The sequence below is a fragment of the Streptomyces sp. NPDC030165 genome (genome assembly GCF_055573595.1).
Genome location: NZ_JBVIBD010000008.1, coordinates 280,534 through 306,005, shown reverse-complemented (window position 1 = coordinate 306,005; position 25,472 = coordinate 280,534). Strand labels below are relative to the sequence as shown.

17 protein-coding genes are annotated in these 25,472 nt (G+C 71.7%); 11 read left to right on the top strand and 6 right to left on the bottom strand.

What is annotated here, in order from left to right; genetic code table 11:
• The first annotated feature begins 115 nt into the window (after positions 1–115).
• From leuS to ACZ4Z1_RS18040, 5 genes are all read left to right on the top strand, one after another.
• Positions 116–2,989, top strand: a complete 2,874-nt coding sequence (gene leuS / locus ACZ4Z1_RS18060) for a leucine--tRNA ligase (protein WP_468487568.1) — start codon at positions 116–118, stop codon at positions 2,987–2,989.
• A 206-nt stretch (positions 2,990–3,195) separates the two neighbouring features.
• On the top strand, positions 3,196–3,936 hold the full coding sequence (locus ACZ4Z1_RS18055; RefSeq protein ID WP_468487567.1) for a hypothetical protein: 741 nt from the start codon (positions 3,196–3,198) through the stop codon (positions 3,934–3,936).
• Positions 3,937–4,098: 162 nt separating this feature from the next.
• The gene (locus ACZ4Z1_RS18050) at positions 4,099–4,944 is read left to right on the top strand and encodes a DegV family protein (protein WP_468487566.1); all 846 of its coding nucleotides are present in this window, start codon (positions 4,099–4,101) and stop codon (positions 4,942–4,944) included.
• Positions 4,945–5,051: 107 nt separating this feature from the next.
• On the top strand, positions 5,052–6,236 hold the full coding sequence (locus tag ACZ4Z1_RS18045) for a ComEA family DNA-binding protein (protein WP_468487565.1): 1,185 nt from the start codon (positions 5,052–5,054) through the stop codon (positions 6,234–6,236).
• Entirely contained in the window at positions 6,233–8,911 is a 2,679-nt protein-coding gene (locus ACZ4Z1_RS18040; protein WP_468487564.1) for a ComEC/Rec2 family competence protein, read from the top strand. Before ACZ4Z1_RS18045 ends, ACZ4Z1_RS18040 begins: the two co-directional genes overlap by 4 nt.
• On the opposite strand, the gene ACZ4Z1_RS18035 is transcribed toward ACZ4Z1_RS18040, so the two are convergent.
• Positions 8,814–10,352 carry a PstS family phosphate ABC transporter substrate-binding protein gene (locus ACZ4Z1_RS18035; protein ID WP_468487563.1) on the bottom strand — a complete coding sequence of 513 codons (1,539 nt, stop codon included), beginning with the start codon at positions 10,350–10,352 and terminating at the stop codon, positions 8,814–8,816. The two genes, ACZ4Z1_RS18040 and ACZ4Z1_RS18035, sit on opposite strands and share 98 nt — an antisense overlap.
• A 168-nt stretch (positions 10,353–10,520) precedes the next feature.
• Here ACZ4Z1_RS18035 and ACZ4Z1_RS18030 point away from each other — a divergent pair, with 168 nt between their 5' ends.
• Together ACZ4Z1_RS18030 and ACZ4Z1_RS18025 are read left to right on the top strand one after the other, a co-directional pair.
• A complete protein-coding gene (locus tag ACZ4Z1_RS18030; protein ID WP_468487562.1) occupies positions 10,521–11,006 on the top strand; it encodes an RrF2 family transcriptional regulator in 486 nt (161 codons plus the stop codon).
• Positions 11,006–11,923, top strand: a complete 918-nt coding sequence (locus tag ACZ4Z1_RS18025) for an arylamine N-acetyltransferase family protein (RefSeq protein ID WP_468487561.1) — start codon at positions 11,006–11,008, stop codon at positions 11,921–11,923. Before ACZ4Z1_RS18030 ends, ACZ4Z1_RS18025 begins: the two co-directional genes overlap by 1 nt.
• A 100-nt stretch (positions 11,924–12,023) precedes the next feature.
• Here ACZ4Z1_RS18025 and ACZ4Z1_RS18020 read toward each other — a convergent pair whose 3' ends face one another.
• Complete coding sequence (locus ACZ4Z1_RS18020) at positions 12,024–12,269, bottom strand: hypothetical protein (RefSeq protein ID WP_125056316.1); 246 nt, start codon at positions 12,267–12,269, stop codon at positions 12,024–12,026.
• A 73-nt stretch (positions 12,270–12,342) separates the two neighbouring features.
• Here ACZ4Z1_RS18020 and holA point away from each other — a divergent pair, with 73 nt between their 5' ends.
• On the top strand, positions 12,343–13,326 hold the full coding sequence (gene holA, locus ACZ4Z1_RS18015; protein WP_468487560.1) for a DNA polymerase III subunit delta: 984 nt from the start codon (positions 12,343–12,345) through the stop codon (positions 13,324–13,326).
• Positions 13,327–13,631: 305 nt separating this feature from the next.
• On the opposite strand, the gene ACZ4Z1_RS18010 is transcribed toward holA, so the two are convergent.
• Both ACZ4Z1_RS18010 and rpsT read right to left on the bottom strand, forming a co-directional pair.
• Entirely contained in the window at positions 13,632–14,390 is a 759-nt protein-coding gene (locus tag ACZ4Z1_RS18010) for a hypothetical protein (protein WP_468487559.1), read from the bottom strand.
• Between the two features lie 601 nt (positions 14,391–14,991).
• Entirely contained in the window at positions 14,992–15,258 is a 267-nt protein-coding gene (rpsT, locus tag ACZ4Z1_RS18005) for a 30S ribosomal protein S20 (protein WP_030023016.1), read from the bottom strand.
• Between the two features lie 191 nt (positions 15,259–15,449).
• Here rpsT and lepA point away from each other — a divergent pair, with 191 nt between their 5' ends.
• From lepA to ACZ4Z1_RS17990, 3 genes are all read left to right on the top strand, one after another.
• Positions 15,450–17,318 carry a translation elongation factor 4 gene (gene lepA / locus ACZ4Z1_RS18000; RefSeq protein WP_468487558.1) on the top strand — a complete coding sequence of 623 codons (1,869 nt, stop codon included), beginning with the start codon at positions 15,450–15,452 and terminating at the stop codon, positions 17,316–17,318.
• Positions 17,319–17,633: 315 nt separating this feature from the next.
• The gene (locus tag ACZ4Z1_RS17995; RefSeq protein WP_468487557.1) at positions 17,634–17,921 is read left to right on the top strand and encodes a hypothetical protein; all 288 of its coding nucleotides are present in this window, start codon (positions 17,634–17,636) and stop codon (positions 17,919–17,921) included.
• Between the two features lie 497 nt (positions 17,922–18,418).
• Positions 18,419–20,308, top strand: coding sequence for an AMP-dependent synthetase/ligase (locus tag ACZ4Z1_RS17990; RefSeq protein WP_468487556.1), 1,890 nt, complete (start codon positions 18,419–18,421; stop codon positions 20,306–20,308).
• Between the two features lie 165 nt (positions 20,309–20,473).
• Here ACZ4Z1_RS17990 and ACZ4Z1_RS17985 read toward each other — a convergent pair whose 3' ends face one another.
• Together ACZ4Z1_RS17985 and ACZ4Z1_RS17980 are read right to left on the bottom strand one after the other, a co-directional pair.
• Entirely contained in the window at positions 20,474–21,070 is a 597-nt protein-coding gene (locus ACZ4Z1_RS17985; RefSeq protein WP_468487555.1) for a response regulator, read from the bottom strand.
• Complete coding sequence (locus ACZ4Z1_RS17980) at positions 21,067–25,092, bottom strand: HAMP domain-containing protein (protein WP_468487622.1); 4,026 nt, start codon at positions 25,090–25,092, stop codon at positions 21,067–21,069. Before ACZ4Z1_RS17980 ends, ACZ4Z1_RS17985 begins: the two co-directional genes overlap by 4 nt.
• Positions 25,093–25,472 lie beyond the last annotated feature (380 nt).

Genomic DNA, 25,472 nt, shown 5'->3' with positions numbered 1-25,472 from the left:
TCCGGTCGGCATCGGCGCGGCGTCCCCTCCTGTGCGAGGGGTCTTTTTGTTTCCGCACAGATCGCACTTTTCGCAGTAGCCGCAGGCAGAGACGACCGATGGAGCTTTGAGGACGATGAGCGAGACGACTTCGGCTGCCGAGGTGGCAGCGCCGCACCGTTACACGGCAGCGCTGGCCGCCGACATCGAGGCGCGCTGGCAGGACTTCTGGGAGGCGGAGGGGACGTACGAGGCCCCGAACCCGAAGGGCGACCTGGCGGGCGACCCGGAGCTGGTGGCCAAGCCCAAGAAGTTCGTCATGGACATGTTTCCGTACCCCTCGGGTGCGGGACTGCACGTGGGCCACCCGCTGGGCTTCATCGCGACCGACGTATACGCCCGCCACCTGCGGATGACCGGCCACAACGTGCTGCACACCCTGGGCTTCGACGCCTTCGGCCTGCCCGCCGAGCAGTACGCCGTGCAGACCGGCACGCACCCGCGGGTCTCCACCGAGGCCAACATCGTCAACATGCGGCGCCAGCTGCGCCGGCTGGGCCTGGGCCACGACCCGCGCCGCTCGATCGAGACGATCGACCCGGCCTACTACAAGTGGACCCAGTGGATCTTCACCCAGGTCTTCAACTCCTGGTACGACGCCGACGTGGAGAAGGCGCGCCCCATCGGTGACCTGGTGGCGCAGTTCGAGGCCGGAGAGCGTGCGACGCCGGACGGGCGCCCCTGGAGCGCGCTGAGCGCCGCCGAGCGCGCCGAGATCCTGGGCGAATACCGCCTGGCGTACGCCTCGGACGCGCCGGTCAACTGGTGCCCCGGTCTGGGCACCGTGCTGGCCAACGAGGAGGTCACCTCCGAGGGCCGGTCCGAGCGCGGGAACTACCCGGTCTTCAAGGCCAAGCTGCGCCAGTGGAACATGCGCATCACCGCCTACGCGGACCGCCTGCTGGAGGACCTGGACGGGCTGGACTGGCCGGACGCCATCAAGCTGCAGCAGCGCAACTGGATCGGCCGCTCCGAGGGCGCGCGCGTCGACTTCCCCGTCGGCGACAAGAAGATCACCGTCTTCACCACCCGCCAGGACACCCTGTTCGGCGCCACCTACATGGTGCTGGCGCCCGAGCACGAGCTGGTCTCCGGCGACCGTTCGATCGTCCCGGACGCCTGGCCCGAGGGCACCCACGACGTCTGGACCGGCGGGTACGGCACCCCGGCCGAGGCGGTCGCCGCCTACCGCAAGCAGGCCGCGGCCAAGTCGGACGTCGAACGGCAGGCCGAGGCCAAGGACAAGACCGGCGTCTTCACCGGCGCGTACGCGACCAACCCGGTCAGCGGCGAGCGCGTCCCGGTCTTCATCGCCGACTACGTGCTGATGGGCTACGGCACCGGCGCGATCATGGCGGTGCCGGCGCACGACAGCCGCGACTTCGCCTTCGCGCGAGCCTTCGAGCTGCCCATGCGCTGCGTGGTCGAGCCGTCGGACGACCGTGGCCAGGACCCGGCCACCTGGGAGGACGCCTTCGACTCGTACGAGGCCAAGATCGTCAACTCCTCGGGCGCCGACATCGCGCTGGATGGCCTGACCGTCCCGGACGCCAAGATCAAGATCACCGAGTGGCTGGCGGCCGCCGGCATCGGCGAGGGCACCGTCAACTTCCGGCTGCGCGACTGGCTCTTCAGCCGCCAGCGCTACTGGGGCGAGCCCTTCCCGATCGTCTACGACGAGGACGGCGTCGCGCACGCGCTGCCCGAGTCGATGCTGCCGCTGGAGCTGCCCGAGGTCGACGACTACTCGCCGCGCACCTTCGACCCGGACGACGCCGACACCCAGCCCGAGACCCCGCTGTCCCGTAACGAGGACTGGGTCAACGTCGAGCTGGACCTGGGCGACGGCCCGAAGAAGTACCGCCGCGAGACCAACACCATGCCCAACTGGGCGGGTTCCTGCTGGTACGAGCTGCGCTACACCGACCCGGGCAACCGCTCCGCGCTGGTCGACCCGGAGGTCGAGCAGTACTGGATGGGCCCGCGCGACGGGCAGCCACACGGCGGCGTCGACCTGTACGTGGGCGGCCAGGAGCACGCCGTCCTGCACCTGCTGTACGCGCGGTTCTGGTCCAAGGTGCTGCACGACCTGGGGCACATCGCCTCCTCGGAGCCGTTCCACAAGCTGTACAACCAGGGCATGATCCAGGCGTTCGTCTACCGGGACAGCCGCGGCATCGCCGTACCGGCCGCCGAGGTGGAGGAGCGCGACGGCGCGTACTACTACCAGGGCGAGAAGGTCAGCCGCGTCCTGGGCAAGATGGGCAAGTCCCTGAAGAACGCCGTCACGCCGGACGAGATCTGCGCGGAGTACGGCGCGGACACCCTGCGCCTGTACGAGATGGCGATGGGCCCGCTGGACGTCTCGCGGCCATGGGACACCCGCGCCGTGGTCGGCCAGTACCGCCTGCTGCAGCGGCTGTGGCGCAACGTCGTGGACGAGGCGACCGGCGAGGCCACCGTCGTCGACGCCGAGCCGGACGAGGACACGCTGCGCGCGCTGCACAAGGCCATCGACGGCGTCGGCCAGGATCTGGCCAATCTGCGTTTCAACACCGCCATCGCCAAGGTGACGGAGCTGAACAACCACCTGACCAAGGCGGGCGGCCCGGTCGCGCGCTCGGTGGCCGAGCGCCTGGTGCTGCTGGTTGCGCCGCTGGCCCCGCACATCGCCGAGGAGCTGTGGCGCAAGCTGGGCCACACCGACTCGGTGGTCCACCAGGACTTCCCCGTCGCCGACCCGGCCTACGTGGTGGACGAGACCGTGACCTGCGTCGTGCAGATCAAGGGCAAGGTCAAGGCGCGCCTGGAGGTCTCGCCGTCCGTCTCGGACGCGGACCTGGAGGCGGCTGCGCTGGCCGACCCGGCGGTCGTGGCGGCGCTGGGCGGCGCGGGCATCCGCAAGGTGATCGTGCGGGCGCCGAAGCTGGTGAACATCGTTCCCGCGTGAGGCGCTGATCCCGTCGCCGGGCTCCTCCGGGGGCGTGGCTGATTCCGGGCGGTGGCCGGGCCCCTTCGGGCGCGGCTAAGGGATGACCATTACGGGCAGGTTGGGGGTTCGGAGGGAACCCCCGACCTGCCCGCGGCGTTTACGGTGGAAGAGCCGGGCCACCGGCGCCTCCGCCAACCGTGCCGTTGTCATGACGAGGAGAAACCATGGAAGCCGTCGCCGCGATCGTCGGGCTCCTCTTCCTGCTGTTCGTCGCGGCCGGCGTCTTCGTCACGGTCAAGGCCGTCAAGGCGGCCAAGCGCGGGGTGGACCGCGGGGTGGCCCAGGCGCGCAGGACCGTCGAGGACACCACCCTCCGGGCCCGTCAGCTCACCCAGCCCGGCGTGGCGGGCGAGCTGGCCCAGCTGCGGCTGTCGCTGCGTACGTCCATGCGGGCCACCCAGGAGGCGCTGCACACCGGCGCCGAGCAGGACGCCTCGCTGACCGAGGCGCTGGGCCTCTTCGAGCGGCTCAGCGCCCACGGCCACGAACTGGACGACGAGCTCAAGCGGCTGGAGCGGGAGCCCGACAAGGCCAGCGTCACGGCCCGGCTGCCCGAGCTGCGCGAGCGCCTGGAGCGCATCACCCACTCCGCGGAGTCGCTGCGGTGGGCCGCCCGGGACCGCGCCCGGCAGTTCGCCGACGACGACCTGGCCGCGCTCGGTGAGCAGATCGACATGGAGGCAGGGGCGCTGCGGCACTGGTCGAAGGAGCCGCTGGAGGAGCGCATCGAGGCGTCCGAGGCCGGTGGGCCGGGAGCCGGGGCGGCCGGGGCTTCCGCCGCGGGTGCGGGGCGGAAGCCGTGGGGCGCCGCCGAGGACGAGACGCCCGCCATCACGGCCCGGGATCCGCGTACGCAGCCTTCGTACGCGTGGCAGAAGGCACCGCGAACGGAGCGGACGACCTGATTCCGGGGGCCTCGTTCCGGGGCGTCCCCACGCTGTTGGGCCGGTGGTGATCGCCCCGTGACACGCGGCCCGGTGTCTCTTGGCAAACCCTTGGCCAAACCTGAGGGATCATGAAAGGGCCCGCACTGTCGGGCGCCGGGATCCCCGGATAACCTCCCAGTCATGTCCCGCCATGTCGCGATCGTCACCGATTCAACGGCCTACCTGCCGCGGGCGGCACTGCAGCGCCACCGGATCACGGCGGTGCCGCTCACCGTCGTCCTCGGTGACGAGGCACTGGAGGAGGGCACCGAGATCTCGGCGAGATCGGTCGCCCAGGCCCTGCAGAAGCGCAAGTACGTGACGACTTCGCGGCCGAGCCCCGAGACCTTCGCGGCCACCTACCGGAACATCGCCGAGGCAGGCGCCGAGAGCGTCGTTTCGCTGCACCTGTCCTCGGAGTTCTCCGGCACCTACGACGCGGCGGTGCTGGCGGCCGGCGAGGCCCCCGTACCGGTGCGGGTCGTGGACACCGGCATGGTCGCCATGGCGCTCGGCTTCTGCGCCCTGGCGGCGGCCGAGGCGGCGGAGTCCGGCGGCAGCCTGGACGAGGCGGTGGCCGCGGCCGAGAAGCGTGCCGAGCAGACATCCGCCTACTTCTACGTCGACACCCTCGACTACCTGCGGCGGGGCGGCCGGATCGGGGCGGCGCAGGCGCTGCTCGGCTCCGCCCTCGCGGTCAAGCCGCTGCTCCAGCTCGCCGAGGGCCGGATCGACCTCCTGGAGAAGGTCCGTACGGCTTCGAAGGCGATCGCCCGGCTGGAGGAGATCGCCGTGGAGCGGGCCGGGGAGGCGCAGGTGGACATCGCCGTGCACCACCTCGCGGCGGCCGAACGGGCGGAAGCGCTGGCGGAACGGCTGCGCGAGCGGGTGCCGGGGCTGGCCGAGCTGCACGTGAGCGAAGTGGGCGCGGTGATCGGGGCGCATACGGGGCCGGGGCTGCTGGGGGCCGTGGTCTCGCCGCGTTAGCGCGGATGCCCTCCTTCAGGTGACGGGGTTATCCACAACTGGCCGGTTGTCCACGGCATTTGACGGCTCGCAGCGGGATCGGCGCGAGGCGTCTAACGTCGTTGGACATGACGCGACAATCACTCTCCGTAACCATCCCTTCTGGGGTCGCTACCGGCCCGGGGCCTGGCACCGACCTCGCCCCCGACCCCGATCTCCGCTCCGGCTTCGACCCCGCCCCCGACCCCAGCTCCGGCTCCGACTTCGCCCCCGGCTCCGGCTTCGACCCCGACTTCGACCCGGGCCGCACCTCTGGCCCTCCCTCTCCGTCCACCTCCGACCCTCCGTCCCGCCAAAACGCCGTACGTGGCGCGGTGCGGGGGCGGGCCGCCCGGCAGGCGGAGGCAGCCGCGGCGGTCCGTACGCGGGCCGAGGGCCTGTTCCGGGGCTCGCCCGAACCGGACCGGCGAGCGGGCCCGGCGGAACCGGGAGGCAGCCCACCGGCCACCGAAGACGCCCGCGCCGACCCTGCCGCCCGTTTACGCCTCGCCGTGCGGGAGCGGCTGCCGCTGTGGGTGCAGTCGAGGTGCGCGATCGATCCGAGGGCGCTGGCGGCCCTGGCCGTGGTGTTCCTGGTGGCGGTGGCCTTCGCGGTCCACCACTTCTGGATGTCCCAGCCCGAACCCGTACGCGCACCGGTCGCCGCCCGGGCCACGGCGCTGCCGACCCCGGCCCCGGCACCGCAGCAGGCGGCGCCGCCACCTGTGGGGGTGGCACCGACTGCCGCGGGACGGGTGCTCGTGGTCGACGTGGTCGGGAAGGTGCACCATCCCGGCATCCACCGGCTGCCGCAGGGGGCCCGGGTCGCCGACGTGCTGCGAGCGGCGGGCGGTGTGCTGGACGGCGCCAACACCCGGGGGCTGAACCGGGCCCGGCTGCTGGTCGACGGTGAACAGATCGCCGTGGACGTCCCCGGGCCGGCACCGGGCGCGGCAGGGCAGCAGGCGGGCGCGGGCCCCGGAGCGGCCGCGGGAGCCGGGTCGGGAGCGGCCTCCGGGGCGGGGACCGGCGGCGCGGCCTCCGGGAGCACCGGGTCTCCCGGCGGTACGGGCGCCGGCGCCGCTCCCGTCAGCCTGAACTCCGCCACCGCGGAACAGCTCGACAGCCTGCCCGGCGTCGGCCCGGTCCTGGCCCGGCACATCATCGAGTACCGCACCGCGCACGGCGGCTTCACCTCCGTGGAACAGCTCCGCGAAGTCAACGGCATCGGCGACCGCCGCTTCGCCGACCTGCGCCCCCTGGTCCAGCCATGACCCCGGCCCCCACCACCCCGCCCGCACCGTCCCACCCCACCGATGCCGGCACCCCTCACCCGCCGCCCCACACGGCCCCCGACGCCACCACAGACCGTTCCGCCGTCCACGCGACAGCAAGCTCCCCCTATGGCGCCGCCGACCCCCGACAACCGGACCCGATCATCGATCTCCGCCTGGCGGGCCCGGCGTTGGCCGCGTGGGGAGCGGCCGCGTTGGCCCTGGGATGGTCCGGCGGCTCGGTGGCGGGGGTCTGTGCCGTGGCCGTGGTACTGGCGGCGATCGCGGTGGTCGTCGCGGTCCGCCGGCCGGAACGGCGGGCCACCGGGGCCTCGGTCGCCCTCGCCGCCGTGCTGCTGGGCGCGGTCGCCGGTGCCGCGTCCGCCGCCCTGCACGCGGCGGACGTACGACGCGGCCCGCTCCCGGAGCTGGCACGCCGGCACGCCACGGTCACGGCCGAGGTGGAACTGACCGGCGATCCACGGCTGACCCGCCCACGGGTGCACGGCGCCCGACAAGCGCCTCCCGCCGTCGTGTTCACCGCGGAAGCGCTCCGCGTCACCGCGCCCGACGGTGCGGTCACCGCCACCCGCACCCCCGTTCTGGTCGTCGTGCACCGCACGAAGCGCCTCGCCGAGTGGCAGCGCCTCCTGCCCTCGACCCGCATCCGCGTCGCGGCCCGCGCGGCACCGCCCCTCCAGCCGTCCGACCGGGCCGCGGCCGCCCTACGGGTCACCACGGCGGCCGCGCCCCAGGCGGTCGGCGCCCCCGACGCCTTGCAGCGTCTCGCCGGTGAGCTGCGGGCCGGGCTCCGGGAGGCCAGTGACGGCCTGAGCCCCGACGCCCGCGCCCTCCTGCCGGGCCTGGTGGTCGGTGACACCGCGCGCCTCCCGCCCGACCTCGACGACGCCTTCCGCACCACCGACCTGACCCACCTGCTCGCCGTCTCCGGCAGCAACCTGACCATCCTGCTCGTCCTGCTCATCGGCCCGCCCCACCTGGCCGTACGGGCCGAACGCCGCGGCCTGGCACCGCTGCTGGGCCTTTCGCTGCGCACCACCGCCCTCGTCGGCGGCACCATCGCCCTCGCCTTCGTCATCGTCTGCCGCCCCGACCCCAGCGTGCTGCGCGCCGCCGCCTGCGGCCTGATCACCCTGCTCGCCATCGGGACGGGACGCCGACGCTCCCTGGTCCCCGCGCTCGCCGCCGCCGTCCTGGTACTCGTGCTCTACGACCCCTGGCTGGCCCGCAGTTACGGCTTCCTGCTGTCCGTACTGGCCACCGGCGCCCTGCTCACCCTCTCGCCCCGCTGGAGCGCGGCCCTGCAACGCCGCCGGGTACCGCCCCGCCTGGCCGAGGTGCTCGCCGCCGCGGCCGCGGCGCAGGCGGTCTGCGCGCCCGTCATCGTGGTGCTCGCCGCCCGCGTCGGTCTTGTCGCCGTTCCCTGCAACCTGCTGGCCGAGCTGGCGGTCGCCCCGGCCACGATCCTGGGGTTCGCGGCGCTCGCCACCGCGCCGTTCGCCCCGCCCCTGGCCCAGGCGCTGGCCTGGTGCGCGAGCTGGCCGACCGAGTGGGTCGCCGGTGTCGCCCGTACGGGAGCGGGGCTGACGGGCGCGGAGCTGGACTGGCCGGGCGGGTGGGCCGGGGCGGCGCTGCTGGCCGCCGTGACGGTGGTGTTCGTTCTCCTCGGGCGGCGATTGCTGCGCCGCCCGTGGCTGTGCGTCCTCGGCGTCCTGGCGCTGCTCGTGGCGATCCTGCGCCCGGTCCCGGTCACCCGCGTCATCACCGGCTGGCCGCCCCCGGGCTGGCGTGCGGTGGCCTGTGACGTGGGGCAGGGCGACGGCCTGGTGCTCGCGGCGGGGGAGGACACCGCCCTGGTCGTGGACGCCGGCCCGGATCCGGACGCCATCGACCGCTGCCTGACCGACCTGGGCGTACGCCGGATTCCGCTGCTCGTTCTCACCCATTTCCACGCCGATCACGTCAGCGGGCTGCCCGGCGTCCTGCGCGGGCGATCGGTCGGTGCCATCCAGACCACCACCCTGCCCGAACCGCCCGGCCAAGCCGCCTTCGTACACCGCACGGCAGCGGCCGCAGGCGTACCGGTGACCGGTTCCACGCCGGGGGAGCAGCGCAGCTTCGGCCCGCTCAGCTGGCAGGTCCTGTGGCCGCCGGCCGCCGACCCGGGACCCCCCTTCTCCGCACCCTCCTCGCGCGCCGTCGAAGGCCCCAACGACGCCAGCGTCACACTGCTGCTGCGCACCTCCGGCCTGTCGTTACTGCTTCTCGGCGATCTCGAACCGGTCTCACAGCAGGCCCTGTTGTCCGCGCGCCCCGACCTGTCCGCCGTGGATGTGCTCAAGGTCGCGCACCACGGTTCCGCGTACCAGGACCCGCAGCTGATACGCCGCCTGGCGCCGCGCGTCGCCCTGATCAGCTGCGGCGCCGGCAACCCGTACGGCCATCCGGCGCCGCGCACCGTGCAGACGCTGCGTTCCCAGGGGGCCCGGGTGCTGCGTACGGACACCGACGGCGCCATCGCGGTGCTGGGGGGCCGGGACCGGCTGACCACCACCGTCAGGGGCGGCAGGCGGATCCGGGCACCCTCGCCTGGTCGGCGCAGGGCACGTGCTGGTACTTGCGCAGGATGTTCTTCGCCGTGTCGGAGTCCATGAACGCCCGGAACTTCGCGGCGAGCGAGCCGTCGTCGGGCCGCCCGTACGTGTAGAGGTACTCCACCGTCCAGAAGGGATAGGTACGTTGCCCACCCCACTCGATGTCGGGCTCACGCCCGTTCAGCCGGACGCCGGTCACCCGCGGGTGCCTGGCCGCCGCGTACACCTCCGCGTAACCGATCGCGCCCGGCACGCGGCCGACCTCGTCCAGCAGGCCGTTGGTGCTGTTCACCTCGCAGCGTGTGACGCGGGCCGTCGCGTCACGGTCCTTGCCGCTGCAGTCGTACGACGACACCGTGCCCGGCTCCGAACCGCGCAGCACGGACGTCTCGAACGCCCGGTGGGTGCCGGAGGCCGCGTCCCGGCCGACGATGCGGACCGGCAGGTCGCTGCCGCCGAGCTGCTTCCAACTGGTGTACCGGCCGTCGTAGACGCCGCGCAGCTGCTCCGAAGTGAGGTTGTCGACACCGGTCCGGTCGTTGACGACCACGCCGAGCAGGACGATCCCGACGCGCCGGCCTTCCAGTTTCCGGTAGATGGACGGCGCGGCGACGTCCGACGCGACCAGGAACGCCGGTCCACCGGCCGGCGCGGATCTGCCCGCACGGTTCAGCCGCGCCAGCCCGGACAGGCTGCCGCTCTCCGCCACCTCGATCTCGGCGCCCCGGCAGCGTGCCGCGTACTGCCGGGCGATCTCCCGCATCGGCGGCGCGAAGGCGCTGGACCCGTCGACGGTCAGTCGTCCGGTCGTGCACTCCGCGCTCGCCACCACCGTGGGGCTGTTGAGCAGCAGTCCGCCCAGCAGACCGATCAGGATGATGCGGACACCGCCCAGGGCGAGGCTCGGTTTGCGTGGTCCCCAGCGCTGTGTGTTGCGCCGGATCCGCCCGCCGCTGAGGAACCCGCCGACGACGGCCTCGCCCTGCCGCCCGCCGTCCGCGCCCTCGTCACGGCTGCGGCTCTCCCCGCCCTCTTCGCGTGCCGACAGCAGGACCAGCAGCTTGAAGTGGTTGCGCTTGTTCAACGGCACCTTGGGTACGACGAGACGGCCGCCGCTGTGCCGCAGACCGCCGCCGTTACGGGTCAGCATCCCCACCAGGTCGGGCGGGTTGGCGTCCGGCACCTCCACCCCGATGACCGTGCGCCCGGTGAACTCGACCGTCAGCGGCTCTTGGTAGTCCTGCCGCACGATGTCCTTGCCGCCGTCGTTCTCGAACCGCAGCAGCGCCAGGCTGGCGTCGGTGATCTCCTGGTCCTGTCTGAGCAGTCGCAGTTGCACCAGGCTGTGGGCGTCCCGCGGGTTCATGCCGATCGCGGTGTCCATCTGGACGCGGTAGCCGATGCGCTTGCGGCCCGGCAGGTACCGCTCGACGGCCCAGAGCACGGCCGTGGCGACGAGCCCGGCCACGGCGAGGAGCGTCTCGGTGTCCGGCAGGGTCACGACTACCTCGCACAGCTGATCGGACGGCGGAATGCAGCGGGGAGACTGCCCGGGACGGCTTCGGCATCCCGTCACCAGAGGTTCATCCGCCGTCCGCGCGACCGGCGGCGGCAGCGGCCCCGCCGAACCCGGCCACCCCCGTAATCAGGACCTGTAAACTCCAGAAATATGAGGATGAGCGAGGGCGTCGAATGGGCCCTGCACTGCTGTGTGACCCTGGCCTCGCTCGGCGACGAGCGGCCCGTGTCGACAGCCCGGCTGGCCGCCTCGTTCGCACTGCCCCCGGCCTACCTGAACAAGCGCCTCCAGGCCCTGACCCGCGCGGGCATCCTGACCTCGACCCCCGGCGCCCGCGGCGGCTTCCGGCTGGCCCGGCCGCCCGAGCGGATCTCCCTGATGGACGTCGTCGCCGCCATCGAGGGCACCGACGACGTCTTCCGGTGCACCGAGATCCGCCGCCAGGGCTCCGGCTCCGAAGCCCCCGACCGGGATTTCCGCCGCCCCTGCGGTATCTCCACCGCGATGCGCAGGGCGGAGCTGGCCTGGCGCCGCGAGCTCGCCAAGCAGACCGTCGCCGACCTCCTGGCCGGCGTCCCGGGACCGGCGGCGGAGCGCACCCGCCGCTGGTTCGCGACCGAGAGGACGAGTACCTGATGGATTCCCCGCAGCGGTCCGCCTCCCGGCCGGCCCCGCAGGCGTCCCCGACACCGCAGGCCCCGCAGGCCCCGCAGGCGACCGGCGAAGCGCCCGCTGCCCGCCCCTCGGAGGCCGAACGGATGCGCGCCGAGCCGCTCGACCAGGCACGCACCGACGCCTACCTCCGGCGCATCGGCGCCACCCGCCCGGCCGCACCTGACGTCGAGGCGCTGCACGAACTGCATCTGCGGCACCTGCGCGCCGTCCCCTTCGAGAACCTCTCCGTCCACCTCGCCGAGGACGTGGCCCTGGAGTACAAGACGCTGGTGGACAAGATCGTCGTCGCCTCGCGCGGCGGCTTCTGCTACGAGCTCAACGGTGCCTTCGCCGCCCTGCTTCGCGCCCTCGGGTACCGCGTCGAACTCCTCGCCGCCCGCGTCCTCGGCCCCGAGGGCCCCGGCATCCCGTACGACCACCTCGCGCTGCGCGTCCACACCGGCGACGGGCACGGCGGGCCCTGGCTGGCCGACGTCGGCTTCGGCAGGAACAGCCGGTATCCGCTGCGCCTGGGCAGCCGCGACGAACAGCCCGACCCCGCAGGGGTGTTCCGCATCGAGGAGACCGCCGACGGCGACCTGGACGTCCTGCGGGAGGGCGTGCCCCAGTACCGGCTGGAACAGCGGCCGCGCGCCCTGGCCGACTTCGTGGCGGGCTCCTGGTACCACCGCACCTCGCCGGATTCGCCGTTCACCCGGTCGCTGGTCTGCTCCCGGCTGACGGAGACCGGCCGCGTCACGCTCTCCGGCCGTACGCTCGTGATCACGGACGCCGAAGGCGGTCGGGAGGAGCGCGAACTGACCGAGGACGAGGTGCTGCCCGCCTACCGCGCCCACTTCGGCATCACGCTGGACCGGATACCGGAACTGCGCGGCTGACGGCGCGTGCCCGCCGGGCCGGCCACTGACGGCGCGTACCGGTCCGGCCGGCCGCTGTTGGTGCGTTCCCGCCCGGCCGGTGGCTGACGATACGGCGCCGCTACTCGGCCTCCAGCCAGCCCTCGTACTCGTCCGCCAGGGCGTCCAGCTTCGCCGGGTCGTGGATTCCCGTGGGGTCTTCGACGACCACCAGCCACTGGGCGTCCTCGGCGTCGTCCTCGCCCGCCAGGGCGTCCCGGACGAGCTGGGGTTCCTCCGTCACTCCGAAGCGCTCGGCCAGCGCTTCGGCGACCTCCTCGGCGGAGTCGCGGTCGGGCAGCACCAGAACATGTCGTACATCGCTCACCCGGCCATTGTCCGGCAGCAGTGGGGCGGGGACCGAACGCCGCTGTCAGTGGGGCGTGGGATGCTGGAGCGCGATGGCCAGGAAAGCAGCAAACGACGACCCGCTCGCCCCGCTCACGCTCGCCGTGGGCCAGGAGGACCTGCTCCTGGACCGCGCCGTGCAGCAAGTGGTGGCGGCGGCCCGCGCCGCCGACGCGGACACCGATGTGCGTGACCTCACGCCCGACCAGCTCCAGCCCGGCACGCTCGCCGAGCTGACCAGTCCCTCGCTGTTCGCCGAGCGCAAGGTCGTGGTGGTCCGCAATTCCCAGGACCTGTCCGCCGACTCGGTCAAGGACGTCAAGAAGTACCTCGGCGCCCCGGCCGAGGAGATCACCCTCGTGCTGCTGCACGCCGGCGGCGCGAAGGGCAAGGGCCTGCTGGACGCCGCCCGCAAGGCCGGTGCGCGGGAGGTCGCCTGCGCCAAGATGACCAAGCCCGCCGACCGCCTCGCGTTCGTGCGCGGCGAGTTCCGTACGGCGGGCCGGTCCGCCACCCCGGAGGCGTGCCAGGCGCTGGTGGACGCGATCGGCAGCGACCTGCGCGAGCTGGCCTCGGCCTGTTCGCAGCTGGTCGCCGACATCGAGGGCACCATCGACGACGCGATCGTGGCCCGCTACTACCGCGGCCGTGCCGAGACGTCCAGCTTCACCGTCGCGGACCGGGCCGTGGAGGGCCGGGCCGCCGAGGCCCTGGAGGCGCTGCGCTGGGCCATGTCGACGGGCGTCGCCCCCGTCATGATCACCAGCGCGCTCGCCCAGGGCGTCCGTGCCATCGGCAAGCTGGCCTCCGCCCCGCGCGGCGCCCGCCCCGGCGACCTCGCCCGCGAGCTGGGTATGCCGCCCTGGAAGATCGACCGGGTCCGGCAGCAGATGCGCGGCTGGTCGGCGGACGGCGTCGCGACGGCGCTGCGCGCGGTGGCCGAGGCCGACGCCGGCGTCAAGGGCGGCGGCGACGACCCCGAGTACGCACTGGAGAAGGCCGTCGTCACCATCGCCCGCGCGGCCCGCTCCCGCTGACCGTACGGGCCGACCGGCCCCTGGCCGTACGGGCGGGGCCTGGCCGGTCCCTGACCGTACGGGCGGGGCCTGGCCGGTCCCTGACCGTACGGGCGGGCGGATCTGGTCCCTTGCCGCACAGCGGGGCGATCCGGCCCCTGGCCGCACGGGCGGTACGGCCTGGTCCCTGACCGTACGGTTGGCCCGGCTTCTGACCGTTCGGGTGGCCCGGCCCCCGGCCCGGCCCCGTCCAACCGGCTCCGTCGCCCACCGCCGTACCCGGCCGCATCCCGCCCCCGTACCTGGCGGTATGCCCCCGTACCCGCTCAGCCCCCCAGTTTCCGGAGCGTCTCTGCGGCGCTCGTCTTCAGCATCCCCGTGACCTGCTCGGTCGTCGGTGGCTTGGCCGAGCCGCTGCGGGAGGTGTAGCTGGACCACGTGATCTGGTACGTCGCCCAGCCGTCGCGGACGCCGAGGAGCACGTACCCGCCGTTGCTGTCGTCGGACCGGCTGACCAGGTACGCCTCGTCACCGATGCCCGGTACCGAGGTGACCTGGTACGAGATCGAGCTGCGCTGGCTCTCGTACGCGCGGTAGCTGTCGGCGAACTCGGCCGTCGGGTCGGTCTTCTTGTGCAGGGTGGCGCTGCTGTAGACCCAGGTCGAGGAGTAGTCGCCGCTGCCCGCGCCGGACGGCTTCAGCTCGGCGTTGCACCACATCGAGTCCATCGCACCCTGCTGGACGCCGCTGTACTGCGGATTCTGCGCATGGCTGCCGGGGGAACCCGACGGCGAGGAGCTCCCGGCCGGTTTGATCTTGTAGTTCGCGCTCTCGAACGGCGTGAACGAGGTCGCGTTGCACAGGTCGGACGTGTACGAGTAGCCCGCCAGGTCGGGGTCGGGCTGCGCGTCCCCGAAGGCGCCGGCGGCGAAGAGGATCGCACCGCCCATCGCCGACGCGGCGACCGCCCCGCCGAGCGCCCACAGCCAGTGCTGCGCACCCCCGCCGGCGCCGCCCGCACCGCCACCACCCGCGCCGCCGCCACCCGCGCCGGGCCCCGGAGCGTACGGGCCGTGCTGCGGCATCCCGGGCCCGTACGGCCCCGGCCCTGCCCCCAGCCCCGGACCCGCCCCCATCCCTGGACCCGCTCCCATCCCTGGACCCGCTCCCATCCCTGGACCCGCTCCCGATCCCGGCCCTGTCCCCGGCCCCGGAACTGTCCCCGGCCCCGGTCCCGGCTGGGACGGCAGGGGAGAGGGCCCTTGACCTGAAGTGGGTGGTTGCGGCTGCGCGTAGGGATGGTGCTGATCCCCCGGATTCGACATGCGCGGCAGCGTAGCGGAACGGAACAGTCCCCCGGGCCGTATCAGTGACCGGGACCACAACCACCCCGACAGCGGCCCAAGCCCGACCCCGACCCCACCCCCGCGCCATCCCCGTCCCCCCGGGCCCCTCCGCCTCTCCCCCCCCACCCCAGGCCGGCCCTCCGGCGACAAAGAACCCCACACGACAATGGACCCCGCAGCACCCTGGGGAAGGGTGACCGCGAGGTCCGTCGTCTCAAGCTGTGTGTGCGCCGTACCCGCGTGGCGAACGCTGGCCGTGTGCGGCGCGGTGGTGCACCGGAAGGAGCGGAGAGAGGGGCCGCTGGGCCCTTACCGGCAGAGGTGAAGCGTCAAGAAGAGGTCAGGCCTTGAGGGCCGCGACCTTCTTGGCCAGCGCCGACTTCTTGTTGGCGGCGGCGTTCTTGTGGATGACGCCCTTGCTGACGGCCTTGTCCAGCTTCTTGGCGGCCTCGGCCTGGGCGGTGGCGGCCTTCTGCAGGTCACCGGCCTCCACGGCCTCACGGGTGCGACGGATCGCGGTGCGCAGAGAGGACTTCACAGCCTTGTTGCGCTGCCGAGCCTTCTCGTTGGTCTTGATCCGCTTCATCTGGGACTTGATGTTCGCCACGAAAGAGCCTTTTCAGGTTCGTTGGAATTTCGAGTTGCGCCTCGCACGAGAGAGGGCACAAAGCGCAGTGGACCAGGCTACCAGCAGCCTCCTCGGCCTCCCAAACCGGACCAGGACCGCCGCGCATGGGACCATGGGGGGACGAAAAACAACCGAGTCCCGCCTACCCGCGTTCTCTGAATGGACCCTGCGTGCCCGCGACCCCTACGAACGTGCCGGAGCCGAGCCGTACCGACCCGGCTCTCCTCCGTAACTTTTGCATCATCGCGCACATCGACCACGGCAAGTCCACACTCGCCGACCGGATGCTCCAGCTGACCGGCGTCGTCGAGCAGCGGCAGATGCGCGCGCAGTACCTCGACCGCATGGACATCGAGCGCGAGCGCGGCATCACGATCAAGTCTCAGGCGGTCCGGCTGCCCTGGGCCCGCTCCGACGAGGACGGTGGCGCGACCCACATCCTCAACATGATCGACACCCCGGGTCACGTGGACTTCACGTACGAGGTCTCGCGCTCCCTCGCCGCGTGCGAGGGCTGCATCCTCCTCGTGGACGCCGCCCAGGGCATCGAGGCGCAGACCCTCGCCAACCTGTACCTGGCGATGGAGCACGACCTCCAGATCATTCCGGTGCTGAACAAGATCGACCTGCCGGCCGCGCAGCCCGAGAAGTTCGCCAAGGAGCTGGCCAACCTCGTCGGCTGCGAGCCCGAGGACGTGCTGAAGGTCTCCGCGAAGACCGGTGAGGGCGTTGCCGAGCTGCTCGACAAGGTGGTCCGTGACGTGCCGGCCCCGGTCGGCGTCAAGGACGCGCCCGCCCGCGCGATGATCTTCGACTCGGTCTACGACGCGTACCGCGGCGTCGTGACGTACGTGAAGGTCGTCGACGGCACGCTGGGCAAGCGCGAGCGGATCAGGATGATGTCCACCGGCGCGGCCCACGAGCTGCTGGAGATCGGCACGAACTCGCCCGAGATGAAGGCCGCCGACGGCCTGTCCGTGGGCGAGGTCGGCTACCTGATCACCGGCGTGAAGGATGTCCGCCAGTCCAAGGTCGGCGACACCATCACCCAGCTGAACAAGGGTGCCGAGGAGCCGCTGGGCGGCTACAAGGACCCGAAGCCGATGGTCTTCTCCGGGCTGTACCCGCTCGACGGCTCCGACTACCCGGAGCTGCGCGACGCCCTGGACAAGCTCCAGCTCAACGACGCCGCGCTGGTCTACGAGCCGGAGACCTCCGCGGCCCTCGGCTTCGGCTTCCGCGTCGGCTTCCTGGGTCTGCTGCACCTGGAGGTCATCCGCGAGCGCCTGGAGCGCGAGTTCGGCCTCGACCTGATCGCCACCGCCCCCAACGTGATCTACCGCGTGAACATGGAGGACGGTACGGAACACGAGGTCACCAACCCGAGCGAGTTCCCGACCGGCAAGATCGCCGAGGTGCACGAGCCGGTCGTACGGGCCACGATCCTGGCGCCCAGCGAGTTCATCGGCGCGATCATGGAGCTGTGCCAGCACCGCCGCGGCAGCCTGCTCGGCATGGACTACCTCTCCGAGGACCGCGTCGAGATCCGCTACACCCTCCCGCTCGCCGAGGTCGTCTTCGACTTCTTCGACCAGCTCAAGTCCAAGACCCGCGGCTACGCCTCGCTGGACTACGAGCCCACCGGCGAGCAGGTCGCCGACCTGGTCAAGGTCGACATCCTGCTGCACGGCGACCAGGTCGACGCGTTCTCCGCGATCTGCCACAAGGACAAGGCGTACGCGTACGGCGTCCGGCTGGTCTCCAAGCTGCGCGAGCTGATCCCGCGGCAGAGCTTCGAGGTGCCGGTCCAGGCCGCCATCGGCAGCCGGGTGATCGCCCGCGAGACGATCCGCGCCATCCGCAAGGACGTGCTCGCCAAGTGCTACGGCGGTGACATCTCCCGTAAGCGGAAGCTGCTGGAGAAGCAGAAGGAAGGCAAGAAGCGGATGAAGATGGTCGGCAGCGTGGAGGTCCCGCAGGAGGCCTTCATCGCCGTGCTGTCCTCCGACTCCGACGGCGACTCCAAGAGCAAGAAGTAGCCCGGTAGGCGGTGGTCCGGGCCCCTGGCCCGGCACGACCCCGCGCCTCCGCTCAGCCCCCGGCCGGATCCGGCCGGGGGCCGAAGTGTTTTTCGGGCGCCCTACCCCGGCCGGCCGGTCCCCTGCGGCATCCGCCCGGACGTCCGGTTCCGTACGGCATCCGGGCGGTCGGCCGGGAAATCGGTGGTCAGGTGGTTTCCGGGACGCGCCGGGCGCCGTTGTCGTGGGTGGCAGCGGCGTTCCGGGCGGCCGAGGGGGCGTCCGGGCGGCATGAGTGCCGTGCCGCCGAGGAGGCCGCGCCGGAAAGGGATACGCATGAAGTACACCAAGGCCGCCGCGCTGCTGGCCGGGGCCGCGCTGTCCGTGGGCGTCGCCGCGCCCGCCGTCGCCGACGAGTCGGGGGCACAGAAGTTCAAGAACGGCGTCAGCGGGACGGTCGGCGGTGCGCAGCGGGCCGTCACCACCGTCGGTGACGGCCTGAAGAAGCTCCATGGCACGATCAAGGGCGACGAGCGGGTCGGCCACATGATCGGCGACTCGGCCAGTTCGAACGCGCCCAACGCCGAGGGCATCGGCATCCAGTCGGCTTCCCTCCGCCGCTGACCTGCCCTCCGCTGCCCGCGCCTGCCGCCCACGCCCCCGTACCGTCCCGCCGGACCGCCCGGCGCGCGGGCGGCGGTGCACATCCACATCACACGATCGGCTGACGTCCGTACCCCACGATCGGTGTACGCCACGTCCGTAGCCGCCGCCCCGTAAGTCCCGAATAGCATATAAGTCCCGAACACCCCGAACACCCCGAACGACCCGTACGGGCCCGCATCCGCACGAGCCTTCCGGCAGCCCGAAGCCTCCTGAAGCCCCCGAAGCTCCCGGGAAGCCCCCCCGCCGCAGCCCCCTCTCCCACCCGCTCCGACCGCCCGCCGTACCCTCTGCGCACCCGCTCCGACCGACCGGTGTACCCCACACCCACCGCACTGGTCTCATCCTGAACCAGTCCGCCGCAGCCCCTTACGCCATGGCGCAACGCGCTCTAGTCTGATCACTGCTCGAAGGTTACTCGCGAGTCACCAGCAACGTAGCGGGCCCCGGAGGATGCCGTGACGGACACCCAGACGCTGATCGAGAACCGGCCACCTTCCGTGGCGACCCTCTTCCTGGAGCGTGTCGCAGCCACCCCCGACCACGAGGCGTACCGCTACCCGGTGCCGTCCGCCGAGGGCCGGGGGCCCGACGACTGGAAGGTGCTGAGCTGGGCCGACGCCGCCCAGCGGGTGTACGCGGTGTCCGCCGGGCTGATGTCGCTCGGGGTGCGGCCCGAGGAGCGGGTGGCGCTCGCCGCCAGTACCCGTGTCGAGTGGATCCTCGCCGACCTCGGCGTGCTGTGTTCCGGTGCGGCCACCACGACCGTCTACCCCAGCACCAACGCCGACGAGACGGCGTTCATCCTCGCGGACTCCGGCAGCCGCGTACTGATCGCCGAGGACGCGGGACAGCTTGCCAAGGCCCGTGAGAAGCGCGCCGAACTCCCGGAACTCGCGCACGTCATCGTCATCGACGAGGCCGCCGCGCAGGCCGCCGAGGGCGATCCGGAGGACTGGGTGCTCTCCCTGGCCGAGCTGGAGAAGCGTGGCGCCGCCCATCTGGAGAAGTCCCCGGACTGCGTGAAGGAGCAGGTCGCGGCGTTGCGCGCGGACCAGCTCGCGACCCTGATCTACACCTCGGGCACCACCGGCCGCCCCAAGGGCGTACGGCTGCCGCACGACTGCTGGTCGTACATGGCACGGGCCATCCAGGCCACCGGTCTGGTCACCGAGGACGACGTGCAGTACCTCTGGCTGCCGCTGGCGCACGTCTTCGGGAAGGTGCTGACCGCCGGGCAGATCTCCGTCGGGCACGTCATCGCGGTGGACGGCCGGGTCGACAAGATCATCGAGAATCTGCCGGTGGTGCAGCCGACCTACATGGCGGCCGTGCCGCGGATCTTCGAGAAGGTCTACAACGGCGTGGTGTCCCGGGCCCGGGAGGGCGGCGCCGCCAAGTACAAGATCTTCCAGTGGGCGGCGGGCGTGGCACGGGAGTACGCCAAGGCCTCGCAGGAGAACTTCCGCCGCACCGGCAACGCCTCCGTCCCCTTCGCGCTCGGCGCCAAGCACAAGATCGCCGACGTGCTGGTGTACGCCAAGCTGCGCGAGGCGTTCGGCGGCCGGCTGCGCGCCGCGGTCTCCGGCTCCGCAGCGCTCGCCCCCGAGATCGGTTACTTCTTCGCCGGGGCCGGCATCCACATTCTGGAGGGGTACGGGCTCACCGAGTCCAGCGCGGCCAGCTTCGTCAACCCCGGCGAGGCGTACCGCACCGGTACGGTCGGCAAGCCGCTGCCCGGCACGGAGGTGCGCATCGCCGAGGACGGCGAGGTGCTGCTGCGCGGCCCCGGCATCATGGAGGGCTACCACGGGCTGCCGGAGAAGACGGCCGAGGTGCTGGAGTCGGACGGCTGGTTCCACACCGGCGACATCGGCGAGCTGTCCCCGGACGGTTATCTGCGCATCACCGACCGCAAGAAGGACCTGATCAAGACCTCCGGCGGCAAGTACATCGCGCCGGCCGAGGTCGAGGGGCAGTTCAAGGCGGTCTGCCCGTTCGTCTCCAACGTGCTGGTGCACGGCGCCAACCGGAACTTCTGCACCGCGCTGATCGCCCTCGACGAGCCGACGATCATGGGCTGGGCCGCCGAGCACGGCCTCCGGGGCCAGCCGTACGCCGAGGTCGTGGGCGCGGCGCAGACCCGCGAGCTGATCGAGGGGTACGTGGAGCGGGTCAACGAAGGGCTTCAGCGCTGGCAGCAGATCCGCAAGTTCCGGCTGCTGCCCCGGGACCTGGACATCGAGCACGGCGAGGTGACGCCCAGCCTCAAGGTCAAGCGGCCGGTGGTGGAACGGGCCTTCAAGGACCTGCTGGAGGAGATGTACGAGGGCGCCCGGGAGGCGTGACGGCCCGGGCCGCGTCTCGTAGCGGCGCCCGTGGGGCACGGCGGCCGTCCCGGCTCCGGGCGCTACGGTCACCGGTGACCGCCGGTGACCGTACCGCCCGGAGCCCGCACGCCGTCCGAGCCCGTAAGAGCTGCGCCCCGAAAGCCGGGCCGTGCGGGGCCGCCCCTACGGCCCCCGCCGCAGCGCCCGCACCGACTCGCCCATGCGCGCCACGCTCTCGCTCAATGCGCGTTCGCCGGGCTCGGAGCTGTCGGCAAGGCGGCGTTCGATCTCGGAGATACGGTCCGCCAACTCGCCCATCCGAGCGTGGTCCTGCTTTATGAGACGTCGCAACTGCCGGTTCTTGCGGTGCAGGTCGAGAAAGACGTTCACCTTGGCGCGGAGCACCCACGGATCGAAGGGTTTGGTGAGGTAATCGGCGGCGCCGGTGGAATAGCCGCGGAAGGCGAATCCGGAGTCGCTGTCCGTCCCGGTCAGGAAAATGATCGGGATGTCCTTCGTCTGGTCGAGACGTTTGATGTTGGAGGCGGTCTCGAAACCGTCCATGCCGGGCATGAGAATGTCCAGCAGGACGACCGCGAATTCCTGCCGCAGCAGTGCCTTCATCGCCTCCTCGCCGGAGCGGGCCCGTACGAGCGGCTCGCCGAGCGAGCCCAGGACCGCTTCGAGCGCGGCGAGGTTGTCCTCCATGTCGTCGACGAGAAGGATGCCCGCCCGGTCGTCGGTTCCGGCGCCGGCGCCGGTGTCGGGTGCATGGGTCATGATGGGCCTTCGGTGCCTTGGGACCTCGGAGAGGTCGCGTCGGGGTCTTGCTGGCCTGATTCACCGCCCGGGGCCGGGGGACCGGAGCCGTGCCGGGACAGGAGCTCGACGGCGACTGCCAGCAGGCGGTCCACGTCGACTGGTTTGGGAACGTATTCGTTGGCTCCGCTCTCCATGGATTTCTCGCGGTCTCCCGGCATCGCTTTCGCCGTGAGAACGATGACGGGCAGATCGGCGAAGCGCGGCGTACGCCGGATCGCGCGAATGGTTTCGTAACCGTCCATCTCCGGCATCATGATGTCCATCAGCACCAGGTTGACACCGGGGTTCTTCTCCAGCATCTCGATGCCCTCCCGGCCGTGTTCGGCGTAGAGCACCCGCATGCCGACCCGGCTCAGCACATTCGTGAGCGCGAAGACATTGCGGATGTCGTCGTCGACCACCAGGACCTGGCAGCCGGACAGCAGCGCGCCCGACGGTCCGCTCACCCAGTCCTCCAGCCGGGTGGTGGTCGGCCAGGGCGCCTCGTCGCGCGGGGCGGGCGGTCCCGAGCGCGGGTGGTGCCGCTGCGTCTTCGCCAGCTGCAGCGCGCCGTCCGCGCGCTGCTCGCCGCCGTCCAGCGGCTCGGGGGTGTACCCGGGGCAGTCGGTGGGGACGTGCAGGGTGAAGACGCTGCCGACGCCGGGGCGGCTGCTCGCGGTGATCCGGCCGCCGAGCAGCCCCGCGATCTCCCGGCTGATGGACAGACCCAGGCCCGTGCCGCCGTACTTGCGGTTGGTGGTGCCGTCCGCCTGCTGGAACGCCTCGAAGATCACCGGCAGCTTCTCGGGCGCGATGCCGATGCCGGTGTCCGTGACGGTGAAGGCGATCGGGCCGTCGCCGGTGCGGTCCACCCGCAGGTCGATCTTGCCGGCGGCGGTGAACTTCACCGCGTTGGACAGCAGGTTGCGCAGTACCTGCTGGAGGCGCTGCTCGTCGGAGAACAGCTCCTTGGGGACGTTCTCGGTCACCGACACCTCGAAGGCCAGCCCCCGGTCCAGGGTCATCGGCCGGAACGTGTCGTGGACGTAGTTGAGCAGCTTGATCAGCGGCAGCCGTTTGGGCCGTACGTCCATCCGGCCCGCCTCGATCTTGGACAGGTCGAGGATGTCGTTGATGAGCTGGAGCAGGTCGGACCCGGACCGGTGGATCGTGATCGCGAACTGCACCTCCTGCTCGTTCAGGTGCCCGTCCGGGTTGTCGGCGAGCAGCCGGGCGAGGATGAGCAGCGAGTTCAGCGGATTGCGCAGCTCGTGCGACATGTTCGCCAGGAACTCGGACTTGTACTGGGACGAGCTGGCCAGCAGCGCGGCCTTCTCCTCCAGCTCCTCGTTCGAACGCTGGAGCTCCGCCTGCCGCCGCTGGAGCTCGTCGGTGCGTTCCTGGAGCTGGCGGGCCAGCCGCTGCGACTCGCCGAGCAGGGACTCCGTACGGGAATTGGCGACGATGGTGTTGATGGCCACGCCGATGGTGTTCACGAACTGGTCGAAGAAAGCCAGGTGCACGTCGGAGAAGCGGGAGAAGGAGGCCAGCTCGATGACGCCCAGCGTCTGGTCCTCGAAGAGCACCGGGATGATGACGACGGTCGCCGGGTTGGCCTCGCCCAGCCCAGAATTGATCTTGATGTAGTCCGGCGGTGCCTCCTCCACCAGAATGCGCTTCTTCTCCAGAGCGGCCTGCCGGACCAGGCCGTGGTCCATGGAACCGGGCGTGTCGATCGTGGTGTCCAGGGACGAGCCGTACCCGGCGATGAAGGCCAGCTGCATGTCGTCGCGATCGGTGTCGGCCAGGAAGAACGCGCCGTACTGGGCGTTCACCAGCGGCGTCAGCTCCCGCAGGATCAGATCGGCGACCTCCATCAGGTCCCGGTGGCCCTGCATCAGGCCCGCCAGCCGGGCCAGGTTCGACTCCAGCCAATCCTTGGCGCGGGTGGTCTCGCGGAGGTTGGAGACCATCAGGTTGATGTTGTCGCGCAGCTCGGCGACCTCGCCCTGGGTCTCGACCGTGACGTTACGGGTCATGTCGCCGGCGGCCACCGCGGAGGCCACCTCGGCGATGGCCCGCACCTGGGTGGTGAGGTTCGACGCCAGCTCGTTGACGTTCGTCGTCAGCCGCTTCCACGTGCCGTACACGCCCTCGACCCGGGCCTGGCCGCCCAGCCGCCCCTCGCTGCCGACCTCGCGGGCGACGCGGGTGACCTCGGACGCGAACGACGACAGGGTGTCGACCATCGTGTTGAGCGTCGTCTTCAGCTCCAGGATCTCGCCCCGCGCGTCCACGTCGATCTTCTTCGACAGGTCGCCCTGTGCGACCGCGGTGGCCACCAGGGCGATGTTGCGCACCTGCGTGGTCAGGTTGGACGCCATGAAGTTGACGTTGTCGGTGAGGTCCTTCCAGACGCCGGAGGCGCCCCGGACCTGCGCCCGGCCGCCGAGGTTGCCTTCCGTGCCGACCTCGCGGGCCACCCGCGTGACCTCGTCGGCGAACGCCCGCAGCTGCTCGACCATCGAGTTGACGGTGTCCTTGAGCTCCAGGATCTCGCCGCGCGCATCGACCGTGATCTTCTTCGACAGGTCGCCGTCGGCCACCGCCGTGGTCACCTGGGCGATGTTGCGCACCTGGGAGGTGAGGTTGGACGCCATGAAGTTGACGTTGTCGGTGAGGTCCTTCCAGACGCCGGAGGCGCCCCGGACCTGCGCCTGACCGCCGAGGTTGCCTTCGGTGCCGACCTCGCGGGCGACGCGGGTGACCTCGTCGGCGAAGGCGGAGAGCTGGTCGACCATCGTGTTGATCGTCGACTTCACCTCCAGGATCTCGCCCTTCGCCTCGACCGTGATCTTCCGGCCCAGGTCGCCCTCCGCGACCGCCGTCGCCACCAGGGCGATGTTGCGCACCTGCGAGGTGAGGTTGTCGGCCATGAAGTTGACGTTGTCGGTGAGGTCCTTCCAGACGCCCGACACGCCGCGTACGTGCGCCCGGCCGCCGAGCCGCCCTTCGGTGCCGACCTCGCGGGCGACGCGGGTGACCTCGTCGGCGAAGGCGGAGAGCTGGTCGACCATCGTGTTGACGGTCAGCTTCAGCTGGAGGATCTCGCCGCGCGCGTCCACCGTGATCTTCTGGCTCAGGTCGCCGTTGGCCACCGCCGTCGTGACCTGGGCGATGTTGCGCACCTGGCTGGTCAGGTTGGACGCCATGAAGTTGACGTTGTCGGTGAGGTCCTTCCAGACGCCCGACACGCCCCGCACCTGGGCCCGCCCGCCCAGCTGCCCTTCGGTGCCGACCTCGCGGGCGACGCGGGTGACCTCGTCGGCGAAGGCGGAGAGCTGGTCGACCATCGTGTTGACGGTCAGCTTCAGCTCCAGCAGCTCGCCCGCCGCCTCCACCGTCACCTGGCGGGTCAGGTCCCCGCGCGCCACCGCCGTCGTCACCAGCGCGATGTCCCGCACCTGGGCGGTCAGCCGGGCCGCCATGGTGTTGACCGCCTCGGTCACATCGCGCCAGCTGCCGGACAGTCCGGCCACCTTGGCGCGCCCGCCGAGCCGGCCTTCCGTACCGGACTCGCGGGCCACCCGGGTCACCTCGCCGGTGAACAGCGACAGCTGGTCCACCATCCGGTTGACCGCCCGGCCCAGGCGCCGGCGGTCGCCGCGCAGCGGGCGGTTGCCGTCGTGCAGGTCCACCCGCAGGCTCAGGTCGCCGCCCGCCACCGCGTCCAGCACCTGGGTGGCCTGGGTGGTCGGGATGACCAGGGCGTCGATGATGGCGTTGGCGGCCTGTACGGAGGTGGCCCAGGTGCCGGGCCCCGGGCTGGCGGACATCCGTTCGTCCAGCCGGCCCTGGCGTACGACCTCCGACCGCAGGCGTAACAGCTCGTCGGCCAGGTGCTGGTTGCGGGAAGCCGTCTGGTTGAAGACCGCGGACAGCTCGGCCAGCAGCCCCTCCTGCGCCACCGGCAGTCGCGTACGGAAGTCTCCGGCCGCCATCGACGCCAAGGCGGTCAGAAGCGGTCTGAGATCGGCGGTACGCACGACATCACCGGCCGGCTCAAGGGACACTCGGGGCACTGTCGAATCGACCGCCATGTCTCCCCACTTCAGTAACTCGGTGCTTATGGGTGCGCTCAGTCTGTCACTCTGGGAGTGGCGTATTCGGCGCTATTGCGGAACTGCTCGGGAGTTGCTCAATGAGGACGACAACTTCGTCAGACAGGGACGTCCCGGGGCGGGACGCCGCGGTGGCGCGGGCGGCTTCCCGCCCCGGCCCCGGCGGCCCGGGCGGGCCTTCCGAGGAGTCCTCCGACAGACTTTCCGAAGGGGGCGGGCCGGTGGATTCCCGTACGGAGGCGGCCACGGACGCGGCCGGA

Coding starts and splice junctions, on each gene's coding strand:
- leuS (WP_468487568.1), top strand. CDS start 116: ATGAGCGAGACGACTTCGGCTGCCGAGGTGGCAGCGCCGCACCGTTAC.
- ACZ4Z1_RS18055 (WP_468487567.1), top strand. CDS start 3,196: ATGGAAGCCGTCGCCGCGATCGTCGGGCTCCTCTTCCTGCTGTTCGTC.
- ACZ4Z1_RS18050 (WP_468487566.1), top strand. CDS start 4,099: ATGTCCCGCCATGTCGCGATCGTCACCGATTCAACGGCCTACCTGCCG.
- ACZ4Z1_RS18045 (WP_468487565.1), top strand. CDS start 5,052: ATGACGCGACAATCACTCTCCGTAACCATCCCTTCTGGGGTCGCTACC.
- ACZ4Z1_RS18040 (WP_468487564.1), top strand. CDS start 6,233: ATGACCCCGGCCCCCACCACCCCGCCCGCACCGTCCCACCCCACCGAT.
- ACZ4Z1_RS18030 (WP_468487562.1), top strand. CDS start 10,521: ATGAGGATGAGCGAGGGCGTCGAATGGGCCCTGCACTGCTGTGTGACC.
- ACZ4Z1_RS18025 (WP_468487561.1), top strand. CDS start 11,006: ATGGATTCCCCGCAGCGGTCCGCCTCCCGGCCGGCCCCGCAGGCGTCC.
- holA (WP_468487560.1), top strand. CDS start 12,343: ATGGCCAGGAAAGCAGCAAACGACGACCCGCTCGCCCCGCTCACGCTC.
- ACZ4Z1_RS18010 (WP_468487559.1), bottom strand. CDS start 14,390: ATGCCGCAGCACGGCCCGTACGCTCCGGGGCCCGGCGCGGGTGGCGGC.
- ACZ4Z1_RS17995 (WP_468487557.1), top strand. CDS start 17,634: ATGAAGTACACCAAGGCCGCCGCGCTGCTGGCCGGGGCCGCGCTGTCC.
- ACZ4Z1_RS17985 (WP_468487555.1), bottom strand. CDS start 21,070: ATGACCCATGCACCCGACACCGGCGCCGGCGCCGGAACCGACGACCGG.
- ACZ4Z1_RS17980 (WP_468487622.1), bottom strand. CDS start 25,092: ATGGCGGCCGGAGACTTCCGTACGCGACTGCCGGTGGCGCAGGAGGGG.